This is a genomic window from Pseudomonas sp. 44 R 15 (genome assembly GCF_900004965.1).
GTDB classification, from domain to species: domain Bacteria; phylum Pseudomonadota; class Gammaproteobacteria; order Pseudomonadales; family Pseudomonadaceae; genus Aquipseudomonas; species Aquipseudomonas orientalis_A.
Genome location: NZ_CVTU01000115.1, coordinates 51434 through 67002, shown reverse-complemented (window position 1 = coordinate 67002; position 15569 = coordinate 51434). Strand labels below are relative to the sequence as shown.

Below are 15569 nucleotides of genomic sequence, written 5' to 3'. Positions count from 1 at the left end.
GAGAGGCCTGCCCGATGAAACTACGTGGCCTTTACGCCATCACCGACAGCCAACTGTTGGCCGGCAAATTTCTCGCCTACGTCGAAGCGGCGCTGGACGGTGGCGTGACGTTGTTGCAGTACCGCGACAAAAGCAGCGACGAAGCGCGCCGCCTGCGAGAGGCCGAAAAGCTGCGGGAACTGTGCTCGCGCTACACGACCCAATTGATCATCAACGATGACGCCGAACTGGCCGCGCGCCTGGGCGTGGGCGTGCACCTGGGGCAGACCGACGGCCCGCTGACCCCGGCCCGGGCGCTGCTCGGCTCCAGGGCGATCATCGGCGCCACCTGCCATAGCCAGATCGAACTGGCCGAACAGGCCGCGAAGGAAGGCGCCAGTTACGTCGCCTTCGGGCGCTTCTTCAATTCCACGACCAAACCCGGCGCCCCGGCCGCCACCGTTGACATGCTGGCCGAGGCGCGCACACGCCTGCACCTACCGATCTGCGTGATCGGCGGCGTCACCCTGGAAAACGCCGAACCGCTGGTGGCCCACGGGGCCGACCTGCTCGCCGTGGTGCACGGCCTGTTCGGCGCCGACAGCACCCAGGAAGTCACGCGCCGCGCCCGTGCTTTCAACGCCCTTCTTAAGATTTGATTTCAGAGAGACTTCCATCATGTCCCGTTCCGAAACCCTGTTTGCCAATGCCCAGAAACACATCCCCGGCGGTGTGAACTCCCCCGTGCGTGCGTTCAAGAGCGTGGGCGGCACGCCATTGTTCTTCAAGCATGCCGAAGGCGCCTATGTCACCGACGAAGATGACAAGCGCTATGTCGACTACGTCGGCTCCTGGGGCCCGATGATCCTCGGTCACAGCCATCCGGAGGTGCTGGACGCCGTTCGCCAGCAACTGCAGCACGGTTTGTCCTACGGTGCTCCGACCGCGATGGAAACCGAGATGGCCGACCTGGTCTGCTCGATCGTGCCGTCGATGGAAATGGTGCGCATGGTCAGCTCCGGCACCGAAGCCACCATGAGCGCGATCCGCCTGGCCCGTGGTTTCACCGGCCGCGACAGCATCATCAAGTTCGAAGGTTGCTACCACGGCCACTCCGACAGCCTGTTGGTAAAAGCCGGTTCCGGCGCCCTGACCCAGGGCGTACCGAGTTCGGCCGGCGTGCCGGCGGCGTTCGCCAAACACACCCTGACCCTGCCATTCAACGACATTGACGCCGTCGCGCAGATGCTCGCTGACGTCGGTCAGGAGGTGGCCTGCATCATCGTCGAGCCGGTCGCCGGCAACATGAATTGCGTCCCGCCGGCCCCGGGTTTCCTTGAAGGTCTGCGCGAGCAGTGCGACAAACACGGCGTGGTGCTGATTTTCGATGAAGTGATGACCGGTTTCCGCGTGGCCCTCGGTGGCGCCCAGGCGCACTACGGCGTCACGCCGGACCTGAGCACCTTCGGCAAGATCATCGGCGGCGGCATGCCGGTGGGCTGCTTCGGCGGCAAGCGCGAGATCATGCAGCACATCGCCCCGCTGGGCCCGGTGTACCAGGCCGGCACGCTGTCCGGTAACCCGCTGGCGATGGCGGCCGGCCTGACCACCCTGCGCCTGATCAGCCGTCCGGGCTTCCATGCCGAGCTGACCGACTACACCACCCGCCTGCTGGACGGCCTGCAAGTGCGTGCCGACGCCGCCGGTATCCCGTTCGTCACCACCCAGGCCGGCGGCATGTTTGGCCTGTACTTTAGCGGTGCCGACGACATCGTCACCTTCGATGACGTGATGGGCAGCGATGCCGACCTGTTCAAGCGCTTCTTCCACCTGATGCTCGAAGGCGGCGTGTACCTGGCGCCGAGTGCCTTTGAGGCCGGCTTCACGTCGATCGCCCATGGCGAAGCCGAGCTGAAGCTGACCCTGGACGCTGCCGAGCGCGCCTTCGCGGCCCTGAAATAAGTGACGGCAACCCTCTGACGCTGCCCGTGGCGGCGTCAGATTTGCTACTTTGCCTACAGAGATTTCCCGGTTTTTTCGAGAATTGCCCTGCAATCCGGCAGATAACTTGCCCAAGCAGCAGAAAAACGAGTAAAGACTTTGTAAGCAGAGGCCTGCTTATTTCATAATGCGCGCTTATTGGACTCCCCGAGGGTCCGCGCGCCCCGTCAGAGGTAAGTCGATTCCCATGAAACGCACCGGCCGCACCCTGGTTCTGGGCTGCCTGTTGCTCCTTCAGCCGCTGCTGGCGCATGCACAAGCAGGCGGCAACTCGTTGTTAATTCCAGCGATGGGTCGTTGCACCCTTAATACCCAGCCCGACACCCAGGCCGAAGCCCTGAGCGCGTGCCAGAAACAGGCTGACGAAGGGGATGCGCAAGCGCAATACGAGTTGGGCGAATACTTCCACGACAGTAAGAACCCGGCCGTCGATCTCAACAAAGCGTTGAGCTACTTCGAAAAAGCTTCGCTGCAAGGCCATGCACAGGCGCAATTCCAGCTCGGCAACATGTTCTTCCGTGGCGAAGGTGTGCCGGCCAATAACGTCCAGGCCTACATCGTGCTGAAAATGGCGGCCGTCAACGGCGCCGAAGACGCTTTGGACACCGCCGACGAAGTCGCCGAGCACATGCAGCGCGATGAACTGGAAGTGGCCACCCAGGTGCTGGGGCAGATTTTCCGCAATTACCTGCAGGAACTGCAGAGTGCCGATGGGCGCTCACCCTTCTCCCCCCTGCCCTGATCACGGCGATAACAGATAGCCCTGCCGATACGCCGCAGGCCCCGCCACATGGGCGATGGTCATACCGGCGCTCGCCATTCGGCGCACTGAGTGCACATATAACAGCCCTTCACGTGCACACGCCACCGGGGTTACGCGATCAGTGACTGGATCGATGATGTGCGCCAGCGTCTGTCCTGCTTTCAGGTAGTCGCCGACCTGAGCGGCAAATACAATCAAGCCTCCCACCGGACTCACCACCGGCTCAACCCCGGCCAAGGGTGTGGGCGGGTTCAACAACGGCGGCGGCAGTGGCGCCTGGCCATCGATGGCGCCGCGCAGCGTCAGGTAGTTGATCAATGCCTGGCAATCCTGGCGAGCCAGCCCATCCTCCACATCGGCCACACCGCGCAGCTCCACGGTCGCGGCAAATCCCGGCGCGGCCAATCGCCCCGGGAAACACGCCTGCATCTGCGCCCAGAACAGGGTGTAGCAATCGTCGAACGAGTGCCCGCCCGCGTCTTCGCTCATAAAGCAGGCTTGCGCGCCGAGGTACCGCGCCAGCGGCTCCACCTGCGGCCAGGCGTGCGGCGCCAGGTACAGATGCTGGACCGCCTCGAAATCACAGTGCAGGTCCAGCACCACATCGGCATCACACGCCAATGTTTGCAGGATCAAGCGCATTGACTGCAGTTGCGTCGCCGGCACCTGGTCGACAAGGGTTTGCCGCAGGGTCGAACGGATCAGTTGCAGATTATGCGCAGGGTCTGCGGTCAGCGCGTCCTGCACCTGATCCGCGACCTGCCGGCTGACATCGATAAAGAAGCGATTGAAGTTCTCTCGACTGTCGTTATCGAAGCGTCCCTGCGGCACGTCCATCAACACCTGTTCCAGCCCCAGCGGATTGGCCACCGGCACCAGCACCACCTCCCAGCGCAGCATCCCGGCCGCATCCAGATGCGCCAGCCGCTGTTTCAGATGCCAGCACACCAGCATCCCCGGCAGTTCATCGGCATGCAGGGACGCCTGGATATACACCTTGCCCGGCGCATCGGCCGGGCCGTAATGAAAACTATGGATCTGCCGTGCCGTGCCGGGTACAGCGCTCAACAACCTGTGATTTTGAGTGTGCATGACGCCCCCTATCGGCCCGCATCGAGAAAACTTAGCCAACGCCGTTCAGCCAGGCGAAACAGGCCGACCAGGGCAAACGTAATGCTCAGATAAAGGACGGCGGCCAGGCCGAAGGATTGGAAGGTAAGAAAGGTGGCGGCATTGGCATCCCGCGCGACTTTGAGGATGTCCGGCACCGTGGCCGTGAACGCCAGGGTGGTGGAATGCAGCATGAAAATCACTTCATTGCTGTAGTACGGCAATGATCGGCGCAGGGCCGAAGGCATGATCAGGTGCACGTACAGTTTCCACCCGTCAAAACCCAGGGACCGCGCGGCCTCGATTTCCCCGCGAGGCATTGCGCGAATGGCGCCCGCCAGAATCTCTGTGGTGTAGGCGGCGGTATTCAGCGCGAATGCGAGCAGGGTGCAGTTGAGGGCTTCGCGGAAAAACGCATCGAGCAACGGCTGTTCGCGCACGGCGGCCAGGCTGTAGATGCCGGTGTAGAAGATCAGCAACTGGATATACAGCGGCGTGCCACGAAACAGGTAGGTATAGCCTTGCACCGGCCAGCGCAGCCAGCGCCGGGCAGATGTCCTGGCGATGGACAACGGCAACGCCAGCAGCAGGCCCAGGCCTAACGACGCGCTGGTCAGCCACAAGGTCATGGCCAGGCCGGTGATCTGGTAACCGTCGTAATAAATCAACGGTCGCCAGTACTCCTGGATGAGTTCCATCATCGTGACGGCTCCTGCACGCCACCGGTGTAACGACGCTCCAGCCAACCCAGTATCAGGTTTGAAGCACTGCTGAGCAGCAGGTACACCAGCGCCGCCAGCAGCAGGAAGGCCAGCAGTTGCTGGCTGCTTTTGCCCGCCACCTGGGCGACTTTTACCAGGTCCGCCAAGCCGATGATCGACACCAGCGCTGTGGCCTTGAGCAGGACCATCCAGTTATTGCCCAACCCCGGCAAGGCGAACCGCATCATTTGCGGGAAGATCACATGCACGAAGCTCTGGCGGAAGGTCAGCCCAAGGGCCTTAGCCGCCTGGAACTGGCCGCGCGGTACAGCCAGCAAGGCGCCGCGAAAGGTTTCGGTGAAATAGGCGCCGTAGATAAACCCCAGTGTCAGCACGCCCGCGCTGAAAGGGTCAATGTCGATGTACGCCCAGCCCAACCCGGCGGTCAGACGACTCAAGCCGGTTTGCAGCCCGTAGAAAATCAACAGCATCAGCAACAGGTCCGGCACACCGCGTATCAACGTGGTGTAGAGCTGCGCGCACAAACGCCACGTGCGCACCCCGGACAGCTTGGCGCCGGCACCGAGCAGGCCGAGGACAAGCCCCAGCAGCAACGACAACAGCGCCAGTTGCAGGGTGATCCACACGCCATGCAGTAACATCGGCGCAAAGGCGCCCAGGGTCGCGACGAATTGGGAGAAGGTCGGTAGCATGTTTTGCCCTCATTGGCCTGGAGGGCGGTTATTGGCCGCTGAACATATTCACGCCGGGAAAATACTGTTCTTGCAGGCGGACGTAGGTGCCATCGGCGTGGAGGTCCGCCAGCGCCTTATCCAGCAGCGCCTTGAGTTCATGGTTGCCCTTGGCGATGCCAATGCCGCTTCTGGACGGCATCAGCTCGCTTTCAATGATCGGTCCCAGCACGAACCCGGCGCCCTGGGGCGAACGCAAGAACCCGCTTTGCGCTTGCTGCGCATCTTGCAGCGAAGCCTGCAAACGGCCTGTCCGCAGGTCGGCATACACCTGTTCCTGATCGGCGTAAGCCACCACCTTGATGCCTTGGCCGGCGAGCACCTTAAGGGCATACACTTCCTGGGTACTGCCCTGCAGATAGCCGACGGCCGTACCTGTGGAAAGCTCGGTACCCGCACGAAACACCATGGCGGTAGGGCTGGAAAAGACTTCCGAGGAAAAATCGATAACCTTTTGCCGCGCCGCAGTGATGGTCATTGAAGCCAGGATTGCGTCGATCTTGCCGGCGTTCAGGCTGGGGATCATTGCGTCGAAGTCGCTTTCAACCCATTGGCAGCGCACATTCAACTGCGCGCAGATAGCATGACCGATATCAATTTCAAAGCCGGTCAACGTTCCCGTACTGTCTTTATAAGCAAAGGGCGCGTAGTTGGGATCGGCAGCAAAACGAATCACTTCATAGTCTTTGGCCAGAAGCGATGTATTGAATAAAAACGTGGTGATTAACAGCAGGAGTATTTTTTTCATTATTGTATTCCTTGTTATAGATGAAACAGCTGAACTTACTGCACCTCAATAAATGGAATTTCTCGCTTAACCACTAACGACCCAGCCGGCGCGTCGAACTCGCGGGCGCTTCGATGCCCTGAATACACCGCTGCTGCAATCGTGCCGGGCGCCACGCAATCACCGACCAGCGCCAGCGTGCCGATACCCGCCGCCTGCAACCGTTCGGGGGTGTTATTCAATGCCTGATACAACGCCTGTTCAGGCGCTCGGGAGGTCACCAGCAGCAGGGATGCGGCGCCGATGAACCGTGTGCGCTCGGTGTAGACACACCCTGCCATCACCCCCTCCGGCATCGCCCGGACCAGCGTATGGGAGGGGATGATCGTGACATTCAACTCCATCAGACGACGCTGGATGCGATGCTGCTCGAGGGTGTTGTGCGTCCAGGCCGCCACATCCGCCGCCGGGGTGACGAAGATCACCTCCACGCCTCGCGCCACCAGGTGCTCGGCCAGCACGCTGCCCATGTAGTAGTGGTCATCATCGAACAGCAGCACCGGCGAAGCCGGCAGCACACCCGCCATCACCTCGTCCGGCGTCAGCACTGGCAGGCACTCAAGGCCCGGTAATGCCTGGCGCAGGGCGCGCCCCAGGCCGTCCCGCCGCCAATGTGAGCCGGTGGCGATAAATACGTGCTCGGCGGCGAAATCCAGCACATCCTCGGCCTGCAGCTGACTTTCCCGATAAATCTCCACCGAGGGCAGGCGGCTCAAGGCGTCCAGTCGATAATCGACGACCCGCGCCCAACTCGCCAAACCAGGCAGCCGGGCCTCCAGCGCTACCCGTCCGCCCAGGCTGCGCAGGCTGTCGACCAGCGCCACGTCCATCCCGCGCGTGCCGAGTATCCGCGCGCACTCAAGCCCTGCGGGCCCGGCGCCGACCACCAGCGCCCTGCCGGGCCGGTGCGCACGCTCGACCGACTCGGGATGCCAGCCACGCCGCCACTCCTCGCCCATGGTCGGGTTCTGCGTGCAGCGCAACGGCGTACTGGTGTGGTCGCCGCTGACGCACACATTGCAGCCGATACATTCGCGAATTTCCTCGGCGCGCCCTGTTTCAATCTTCTTCGGCAGGAACGGATCGGCAATCGAAGGGCGCGCGGCGCCGATCAGGTCGAGCACGCCACGGCGTACCAGGGACACCATGGTGTCCGGCGAAGTAAAGCGCCCGACGCCGACCACCGGCTTGCGGGTCAGCGCCTTGAGCCCCACCAGGAAAGCCTCCTGATAGCCTTCGCCGGCAAAGCGCGCCGTCACGCTGTCGTTCGACCAGTCGGCGACATTGATGTCCCACAGGTCCGGCAGGTCCGCCAACATCGAGAACACCTCGGCGCCTTCGCCCTCGCGACTGAGGCCGCCGGCCATCTGCTCATCCACCGCCAGGCGGACCGCCACGGCACAGCGGTCGCCCACTGCATCGCGGGTGTCCTCGATCAGTTCGCGCAGCAGTCGCACGCGATTTTCCAGCACTCCGCCGTACTCATCCGTGCGCCGGTTGTTACGCGGCGTGAGGAAATGGAACGGGACGCTCAGGTCGTGCCCGGCATACACATAAATGATGTCAAAGCCGGCCTCCCGCGCGCGCAGGGCCGCCGCCCGATGCAAGGCGCGCAACTGCTGGATATCGGCACGACTCATGGCCCGGGCCTGCACCGGGTCATAACTGCGCACTGGCGTATTGGACGGCGCCCAGGGAATTTCGCGGCTGTAGCGGTTAGGCGCGGAGTAACCGTTGAACGCCAGCTCGACGCCGGCCAACGAACCGTGCTGGTGCACTGCCTCACACATTTTCGCCAGGGCCGGGATGTCGCGTTCATCCCATAACCGCGCCTCGATATAAGGCGAGAACTCGCTCAGCGGGCTGATTTCACACTCTTCAGTGCACACCACCCCCCAGCCGCCCTCGGCCTTAATCCCGCGCATGCGAGCCATGGCCGACGGGTGCACATGGCCCATGCCATTGCAGTGGGGAACTTGGTAAAAGCGATTACGGGTGCGAACCGGGCCTATTTGTACCGGCTCAAACAGAATGTCATAGCGAGGATCGCGCACAGGGCTACTCCCGAACAGTAAGGTTCGTTAATGACGGCGTGATAAAACTCGGGGCTATTGAATGGCGTGATTCAAGGGAATTGAAACGGGGAAACTTCGAGGTTTATTTAAAGGTTTTCTTATTATTAATAGATTCATGGCGCCCTCTCCGAATAAACAAAATTTGCTATCTTTCAAACAAAATGTCTATCCACAAGAGGGCAATTTCGGAAACGCCCTACAAATTAATTGAGGGTCACTTCTCCGGCATCGGCATCGGGAACGGCATGACATTGCTCACGCCCCGCGCCTCGCTGATCTTCGGCGTACCCAGGCGCTCGACTTCATCGATGCGCACGATCGAATGCATCGGCACAAAGCTGCGCACCACGCCTTCGAACTGGGCCTTGAGCTTTTCTTCGCCCGGGTCGACGACCAATTGGGTACGCTCGCCAAAGACGAACTCTTCCACCTCCAGGAAGCCCCACAGATCACTTTGATAGATCTGCTTGGCGTACATTTCGAACACCTGGCCCTGGTTGAGGAAAATCACCTTGTAGATTGGAGCTTCACGTTTGGTCATGGCGGGCGAGCAACACATCGCGGATATAAAAGAGGGCGCGAACTATAGCATGGCACCCGATGCACAGCGCTAGGAACCAATGGGCATGCCCCCTATAATGCGCGGTTCTTTACCACCAGTTGACGATCCCCATGGCCAAGAAGCTTTACATCGAAACCCACGGTTGCCAGATGAACGAGTACGACAGCTCGCGCATGGTCGATCTGCTGGGCGAACACCAGGCCCTGGAAGTCACCGCCCGCGCCGAAGATGCCGACGTGATCCTGCTCAATACCTGCTCGATCCGCGAGCGGGCCCAGGACCGTGTGTACTCGCAGCTGGGCCGCTGGCGCGAATTGAAGCTGGCCAACCCGGACATGGTGATCGCCGTCGGCGGTTGCGTGGCCAGCCAGGAAGGCGCCGCGATCCGCGACCGCGCGCCCTATGTCGACGTGGTCTTCGGCCCGCAAACCCTGCACCGCCTGCCGGAAATGATCGACGCCGCGCGCATCACCAAGTTGCCGCAAGTGGACGTGTCGTTCCCTGAAATCGAAAAATTCGACCATTTGCCCGAGCCGCGCATCGACGGGCCAAGTGCCTATGTGTCGGTGATGGAAGGCTGCAGCAAGTACTGCACCTTCTGTGTAGTGCCCTACACCCGTGGCGAAGAAGTCAGCCGGCCGTTTGACGATGTGCTGTCGGAAATCATCCACTTGGCCGAAAACGGCGTGCGTGAAGTCACCCTGCTGGGCCAGAACGTCAACGGTTACCGTGGCCAGACCGACGATGGGCGCCTGGCTGACCTGGCGGAGTTGATCCGCGTAGTCGCCGCCGTCGATGGCATCGAGCGCATCCGCTACACCACGTCGCACCCGCTGGAGTTTTCCGACAGCCTGATCCAGGCCCACGCCGACGTGCCGGAGCTGGTCAAACACCTGCACCTGCCGGTGCAGTCGGGCTCGGACCGCATCCTGTCGGCCATGAAACGCAACCACACGGCCCTGGAGTACAAATCCAAGCTGCGTAAATTGCGCGCCGCAGTGCCGGGCATCTGCATCAGCTCGGACTTTATCGTCGGTTTCCCCGGCGAAACCGAGAAAGACTTCGAGCAGACCATGAAGCTGATCGAGGACGTCGGTTTCGACTTCTCCTACTCGTTCGTCTACAGCCAGCGCCCGGGCACCCCAGCGGCCGACCTGCCGGACGAAACCCCGGAAGCGTTGAAAAAAGAACGCTTGAATGCGCTGCAACATCGCCTGAATCAGCAGGGTTTCGAGATCAGCCGACAAATGGTCGGTTCGATCCAGCGCATCCTGGTGACCGACTACTCGAAGAAGGACCCGGGCGAATTGCAGGGCCGTACCGAGAACAACCGCATCGTCAACTTCCGCTGCGACAACCCGACCCTGATCGGCCAGTTTGCCGACGTACACATCGATGCGGCGCAACCGCACTCGCTACGCGGTTCGTTGATCAACTGACGCCCCCGGCTGCCAAGGCAAGGGCAGAACTAATGTGGGAGGGGGCTTGCCCCCGATTGAGGTGTCTGAGTAGCAAATGTGTCGGCTGACACTCCGCCATCGGGGGCACGCCCCCTCCCACATTGGATCCATGCAACATTCCGATGACGTAAGTGCTTTCGTACCCGCGCCACTGGCGTTATTCTCTGTTTCACCTCAACAGCCAAAGGGCGGCTAAAAGCGACCTTGAACGCACCTACAGTAGAACCCCATCGTTTTCTCCTCGAGCCGTTTGAGGCTCGCCGTTTCGCCAACCTGTGCGGACAGTTCGACGAGCACCTGCGCCTGATCGAACAACGCCTGAGCATCGAGATCCGCAACCGCGGCAATCAGTTCGAGCTTATTGGTGAACCCCAACACACCACGTCTGCGGAAAACCTGCTGCGGCGCCTCTACCGCGAAACCAAGGGCAGTGAGCTGTCGCCGGAAACGGTGCACCTGTACCTGCAGGAATCCGCCGTGGAAGACCTGGCCAACAATCCTGTGGCCGAAGCCAGCGTGGCCCTGCGTACCAAAAAAGGCATGATTCGCCCGCGCGGCTTGAATCAGCAGAAGTACGTCAAGGAAATCCTCGGCAACGACATCAACTTCGGCATCGGCCCGGCCGGTACCGGCAAGACCTACCTGGCCGTGGCCTGTGCGGTGGATGCCCTGGAGCGCGAACAGGTTCGCCGCATCCTGCTGGTGCGCCCGGCGGTCGAGGCGGGTGAAAAACTCGGCTTCCTGCCCGGCGACCTGGCCCAGAAGATCGACCCGTACCTGCGCCCGCTCTACGACGCGCTGTACGAGATGCTCGGTTTTGAATACGTCGCCAAGCTGATCGAGCGCCAGGTGATCGAAATCGCCCCGCTGGCCTACATGCGCGGTCGCACCTTGAACAACAGCTTCATCATTCTCGACGAAAGCCAGAACACCACGGTCGAGCAAATGAAGATGTTCCTCACCCGTATCGGTTTCGGCTCCACGGCCGTGATTACCGGTGACGTCACCCAGGTCGACCTGCCCAAGGGCACCAAGTCCGGGCTGGCGCAGGTAATCGAGGTGCTCAAGGACGTACCGGGTATCAGCTTCACGCACTTCATGCCCAAGGACGTGGTCCGTCACCCGCTGGTGCAGCGCATCGTAGAAGCCTATGAGCGTTTCGACCACAAGGACGACGCACCGGCCCAGGACACGCGCCGCGATGCTTGAGCTTGACCTGCAGCGGGCCACCGAAGCGCCCGCCCCCGGCGAAGCACAGTTTCGTCAATGGTGCGCCCTGGCCCTGCGCCAGCGCACTGCCGACTCGGAACTGACCATTCGTCTGGTGGATGAGCCCGAAGGCCGCGAGCTGAACCACACCTGGCGCCAGAAAGACTACGCGACCAACGTGTTGTCCTTCCCCGCCGACGTACCCGACGAATTACTGGATATCCCGCTGCTGGGCGATCTGGTGATCTGCGTGGAAGTGGTGGAACGCGAAGCGCGCGAACAAGGCAAGGAACTTGAGGCCCACTGGGCCCATCTAGTCATCCACGGCTGCTTGCATCTCTTGGGTTACGACCATATAGACGATGACGAAGCCGAGGAAATGGAAGCACTGGAACGAACGTTGCTTGCTGAATTGGGGCATCGCGACCCCTACGCAGACGACGAAAACTGATCAACACTCAACTGTCATATCAAAGGATTTAGAGTAATCGCTATGAGCGAAGACCGATCGAGCAACGGGCAAAAGTCATGGCTGGGTAAACTGACCCAGGCTTTTGCCCACGAGCCGAAAAACCGCCAGGAGCTGCTGGAGCTGCTGCGCGAGGCCCACCAGAACAAGTTGCTGGACAGCGAAGCGCTGGCCATCGTCGAAGGCGCCATCCAGGTGGCTGACCTGCAAGTACGCGACATCATGGTGCCGCGCTCGCAGATGATCAGCATCAAGGCGACCCAGACCCCACGGGAATTCCTCCCGGCCGTGATCGACTCGGCGCACTCGCGCTACCCGGTGATAGGCGAAAGCCATGACGACGTCATGGGCGTCCTGCTGGCCAAGGACCTGTTGCCGCTGATCCTCAAGGAGAACGGCGACAACTTCAACATCAAGGACCTGCTGCGCCCGGCCACCTTCGTGCCTGAATCCAAGCGCCTGAACGTGCTGCTGCGTGAATTTCGCGCCAACCACAATCACATGGCCATTGTGATCGACGAATACGGCGGCGTGGCTGGCCTGGTGACCATCGAAGACGTACTGGAGCAGATCGTCGGCGACATCGAAGACGAGCACGACGTCGAAGAAGACAGCTACATCAAGCCACTGCCCAGCGGTGACTTCCTGATCAAGGCCTTGACGCCCATCGAGAACTTCAACGAGTTCTTCGACAGCGAGTTTTCCGACGATGAATTCGACACCGTCGGCGGCCTGGTGATGAGTGCATTCGGGCACCTGCCCAAGCGTAACGAAACCACCGAGATCGGCGCGTATCGGTTCCGCATCCTCAACGCGGACAGCCGTCGTATCCACCTGATCCGTTTGACCCCTATCGCCCGTTGAGGGTTAAGGACTGAAATGCGCCGTCTGATCGCACCCGGCTGGCCCGGTAACCTGCTGGCCGTGGTGGCCGGCGCCATCACTACCCTGGCGCTGGCGCCGTTCGATATCTGGCCGCTGGCGCTGGTGGCGGCCGGTCTGTTCTATATCGGCCTGCGTGAACTCACACCCCGCCAGGCCCTGGGCCGCGGCTGGTGTTTCGGTTTCGGCCTGTTTGGCGCCGGCACCAGCTGGATCTACTACAGCATCCACCACTTCGGCGGCGCTTCGGTGCTGCTGGCGGGGTTCCTGATGCTGCTGTTCACCGCCGCCATCGCCTGGTTCTTCGCCCTGCCTGCCTGGCTGTGGGCGCGCTGGCTGCGCCGCAATGAAGCGCCATTGGCCGATGCGCTGACGTTCGCGGCATTGTGGGTCGGCCAGGAAGCTTTTCGCGGCTGGTTCCTCACCGGTTTCCCGTGGCTGTATTCGGGCTACAGTCAACTCGACGGCCCGCTGACCGGCCTCGCGCCCTTAGGCGGCATGTGGCTGATTTCGTTCGCGCTGGCGTTGACCGCCGCCCTGCTGTGCAACCTGCCGCGCCTGCTGGCGAGCCGGCGCAACAGCTTTATCGCGGTCGGCCTGGTGCTGCTCGTCGCACCGTGGGCCATCGGCCTGGCGCTCAAGCATCATGCCTGGACCTCGCCCTCCGGCCCGCCCCTGAGCGTGGCCGCCATCCAGGGCAACGTCGAGCAAAGCATGAAGTGGGACCCCGAGCAGCTCAACGCGCAACTGGCGCTGTACCGCGACATGAGTTTGAGTTCCAAACGCGTCGACCTGCTGGTGTGGCCGGAAACGGCCGTACCGGTACTCAAGGAGTCGGTCGAAGGCTACCTGGGCATGATGGGCAAGTTCGCCGCCGAGCGTAATACCGCACTGATCACCGGGGTACCGATTCGCGAGGAAGTGCGCCACGAGAAGCGCTACTTCAATGGCATCACCGTGGTCGGCGAAGGTGAAGGCACCTACCTCAAGCAGAAGCTGGTGCCGTTCGGTGAGTACGTGCCGCTGCAGGATATGCTGCGCGGGCTGATCGCCTTCTTCGATTTGCCGATGTCGGACTTCGCCCGCGGCCCTTCCGACCAGCCCATGCTCCAGGCCAAGGGTTATCAGATTGCGCCGTTCATCTGTTATGAAGTGGTGTACCCGGAGTTCGCCGCCGGCCTGTCGGCCCAGAGCGACCTGCTGCTGACGATCAGCAACGACACCTGGTTCGGCCGCTCGATCGGCCCGCTGCAGCATCTGCAGATGGCGCAGATGCGTGCGCTTGAAGCCGGACGCTGGATGATTCGCGCCACCAACAACGGCGTGACCGGCCTGATCAACCCCTTTGGGCAGATCACCGCGCAGATCCCGCAGTTCGAGCGCGGCATTCTCTATGGCGACGTGGTGCCGATGCACAACCTGACGCCTTACCTGCAATGGCGCTCGTGGCCTCTGATCATCGTGTGCCTGCTGCTGTTCGGCTGGGCACTGTTGGCTGCTCGGATGGCTAAAACCGTCTGACAGGCAACATCTAACCAATGTGGGAGGGGGCTTGTCCCCGATGGCAGAGTGTCAGTCAGTACATTTGATACTGACACACTGCAATCGGGGGCAAGCCCCCTCCCACATTTGTCCTGCGGTGTTACCTGTAGAACAACCTATACCCCACCTGCCCCACCGCCTCATTGATCAACTGCCCGCTCTGCCACACCGACTTGACCTCCGGCATCCACCCGCCGAGCGGCCGACCGTGATCCACGCCCAGAAACCCCACTGGCCCGGGCACCACAGTGAAGCCGGCCTTCTCAAAACTCCACACCGAACGCGGCATGTGCCAGGCCTGGGTCACCACCACCACGCGCTTGATGCCTTGGGGTAACAGTATCTCGGCGCTCATCTGCGCATTTTCCCAAGTGGTGCGGCTGCGCTCTTCCTTCCAGCGTACCGTGACGCCGAAGTCATCCTGCATCGACACCGCCATCAGCTCTGCCTCGCTGGGCGGCGTGCCGTAGTGCAGGCCGCCGCTGGTCAGCACCGGTAACCCGGACGCCTTGGCCAGACGCGCCGCGTAACGTTCACGCTCCAAACCGATGCCGGTGGGCTGGTCGGAGCGCCACGCAATGTCGCCGCGCTCACGACCGGAGCCCAGCACCACAATCGCGTCGGCACGCTGGGCCAGGTTTGCCCAGTCCTCGCGGGCCAGAGGCGGTGCTGTCTCCAGAGCGCGTGCGCCCCACTGCACCATCACCGGCAGGCTGATCAACCACATCCCGCCCAATCCCAAGGCAAAACAACACCCGGCCAGGCGCGGACGACTGCGGCGAAACCACCAGGCAAGTGCCAGCAACAGCAGGAAAATACCGGGCGGCAACAACAATTGTTTAATGAAATAACGAAAAGGCATCGGGCATCTCCAAAGATGCCCGAAGCCTAGATGCATCGGGGTTCAGCAACAATCCTTACGAGCATATTTTGTAAACATCAACGGATAACGCGGGGTCACTTGCACCGTATCGACCGGACATTTTCCGGGCTGCGACCGGCCGCCAGATCCTTCAGCCACACTACCTTGGCCGAACGAGGCGACTCGGGGACCGGCGGGGATGCCGGCCCATGAGCGGCGCGCTGGTGGTGCAATTCCAGATAGCGCTTGATCAGTTCAAGCTCTGCCTGGCTCAAGCCTCGCAACTCCAGTTCCAGAGGCCGTTCATCACACAATCGGCCTGCGGTTCTTGCGGCATCCAATGCCCGACCCAAACGGTCGATCAGTCCTTCGTATAACTGCGGTTTCGTCAAAGTTCGCTGCGATTCAGCCATCC

General features: G+C 61.7%; 16 protein-coding genes. 8 read left to right on the top strand and 8 right to left on the bottom strand.

All coding sequences use genetic code 11. The features are described from left to right. Nucleotides 1-14 precede the first annotated feature (14 nt). From thiE to BFP93_RS23995, 3 genes are all read left to right on the top strand, one after another. Nucleotides 15-638: a thiamine phosphate synthase gene (gene thiE, locus BFP93_RS24005; RefSeq protein ID WP_065895185.1), complete on the top strand. Its 624-nt coding sequence runs from the start codon at nucleotides 15-17 to the stop codon at nucleotides 636-638. Between the two features lie 19 nt (nucleotides 639-657). Further along, complete coding sequence (gene hemL, locus BFP93_RS24000; RefSeq protein WP_065895184.1) at nucleotides 658-1941, top strand: glutamate-1-semialdehyde 2,1-aminomutase; 1284 nt, start codon at nucleotides 658-660, stop codon at nucleotides 1939-1941. Nucleotides 1942-2167: 226 nt separating this feature from the next. Beyond that, nucleotides 2168-2722, top strand: coding sequence for a tetratricopeptide repeat protein (locus tag BFP93_RS23995; RefSeq protein ID WP_065886862.1), 555 nt, complete (start codon nucleotides 2168-2170; stop codon nucleotides 2720-2722). Here BFP93_RS23995 and BFP93_RS23990 read toward each other — a convergent pair whose 3' ends face one another. The 6 genes from BFP93_RS23990 to BFP93_RS23965 all read right to left on the bottom strand — a co-directional run bounded on the left by BFP93_RS23990 (nucleotide 2723) and on the right by BFP93_RS23965 (nucleotide 8709). Next, on the bottom strand, nucleotides 2723-3835 hold the full coding sequence (locus tag BFP93_RS23990; RefSeq protein ID WP_065895183.1) for a succinylglutamate desuccinylase/aspartoacylase family protein: 1113 nt from the start codon (nucleotides 3833-3835) through the stop codon (nucleotides 2723-2725). It lies immediately after the preceding gene. An 8-nt stretch (nucleotides 3836-3843) separates the two neighbouring features. After that, nucleotides 3844-4554, bottom strand: coding sequence for a histidine ABC transporter permease HisM (gene hisM, locus BFP93_RS23985; protein WP_065895182.1), 711 nt, complete (start codon nucleotides 4552-4554; stop codon nucleotides 3844-3846). Then, the gene (locus tag BFP93_RS23980) at nucleotides 4551-5267 is read right to left on the bottom strand and encodes an ABC transporter permease (RefSeq protein WP_065895181.1); all 717 of its coding nucleotides are present in this window, start codon (nucleotides 5265-5267) and stop codon (nucleotides 4551-4553) included. Before BFP93_RS23980 ends, hisM begins: the two co-directional genes overlap by 4 nt. 28 nt (nucleotides 5268-5295) lie before the next feature. Beyond that, on the bottom strand, nucleotides 5296-6054 hold the full coding sequence (locus tag BFP93_RS23975; protein ID WP_065895180.1) for a transporter substrate-binding domain-containing protein: 759 nt from the start codon (nucleotides 6052-6054) through the stop codon (nucleotides 5296-5298). 35 nt (nucleotides 6055-6089) lie between these two features. Next, nucleotides 6090-8147 (bottom strand): oxidoreductase, encoded by a 2058-nt coding sequence (locus BFP93_RS23970; RefSeq protein WP_065895179.1) that lies wholly within the window; start codon nucleotides 8145-8147, stop codon nucleotides 6090-6092. A 235-nt stretch (nucleotides 8148-8382) separates the two neighbouring features. Next, nucleotides 8383-8709: a DUF1820 family protein gene (locus BFP93_RS23965; RefSeq protein ID WP_003236992.1), complete on the bottom strand. Its 327-nt coding sequence runs from the start codon at nucleotides 8707-8709 to the stop codon at nucleotides 8383-8385. Between the two features lie 131 nt (nucleotides 8710-8840). Here BFP93_RS23965 and miaB point away from each other — a divergent pair, with 131 nt between their 5' ends. From miaB to lnt, 5 genes are all read left to right on the top strand, one after another. Next, nucleotides 8841-10169 carry a tRNA (N6-isopentenyl adenosine(37)-C2)-methylthiotransferase MiaB gene (gene miaB, locus BFP93_RS23960; protein WP_065886856.1) on the top strand — a complete coding sequence of 443 codons (1329 nt, stop codon included), beginning with the start codon at nucleotides 8841-8843 and terminating at the stop codon, nucleotides 10167-10169. A 225-nt stretch (nucleotides 10170-10394) separates the two neighbouring features. Beyond that, a complete protein-coding gene (locus tag BFP93_RS23955; protein ID WP_065886855.1) occupies nucleotides 10395-11399 on the top strand; it encodes a PhoH family protein in 1005 nt (334 codons plus the stop codon). Then, nucleotides 11392-11850, top strand: a complete 459-nt coding sequence (ybeY, locus tag BFP93_RS23950) for an rRNA maturation RNase YbeY (protein ID WP_065886854.1) — start codon at nucleotides 11392-11394, stop codon at nucleotides 11848-11850. The genes BFP93_RS23955 and ybeY overlap by 8 nt, the downstream gene beginning before the upstream one ends. 42 nt (nucleotides 11851-11892) lie before the next feature. Next, the gene (locus BFP93_RS23945; RefSeq protein WP_065886853.1) at nucleotides 11893-12732 is read left to right on the top strand and encodes an HlyC/CorC family transporter; all 840 of its coding nucleotides are present in this window, start codon (nucleotides 11893-11895) and stop codon (nucleotides 12730-12732) included. Nucleotides 12733-12747: 15 nt separating this feature from the next. Beyond that, entirely contained in the window at nucleotides 12748-14271 is a 1524-nt protein-coding gene (gene lnt / locus BFP93_RS23940; RefSeq protein ID WP_065895178.1) for an apolipoprotein N-acyltransferase, read from the top strand. Nucleotides 14272-14392: 121 nt separating this feature from the next. Here the strand turns inward: lnt and BFP93_RS23935 are convergent, their stop codons facing one another. Both BFP93_RS23935 and BFP93_RS27910 read right to left on the bottom strand, forming a co-directional pair. Then, the gene (locus BFP93_RS23935; protein ID WP_065895177.1) at nucleotides 14393-15154 is read right to left on the bottom strand and encodes a YdcF family protein; all 762 of its coding nucleotides are present in this window, start codon (nucleotides 15152-15154) and stop codon (nucleotides 14393-14395) included. Nucleotides 15155-15249: 95 nt separating this feature from the next. Further along, nucleotides 15250-15567, bottom strand: a complete 318-nt coding sequence (locus tag BFP93_RS27910) for a hypothetical protein (RefSeq protein ID WP_083203251.1) — start codon at nucleotides 15565-15567, stop codon at nucleotides 15250-15252. Nucleotides 15568-15569 lie beyond the last annotated feature (2 nt).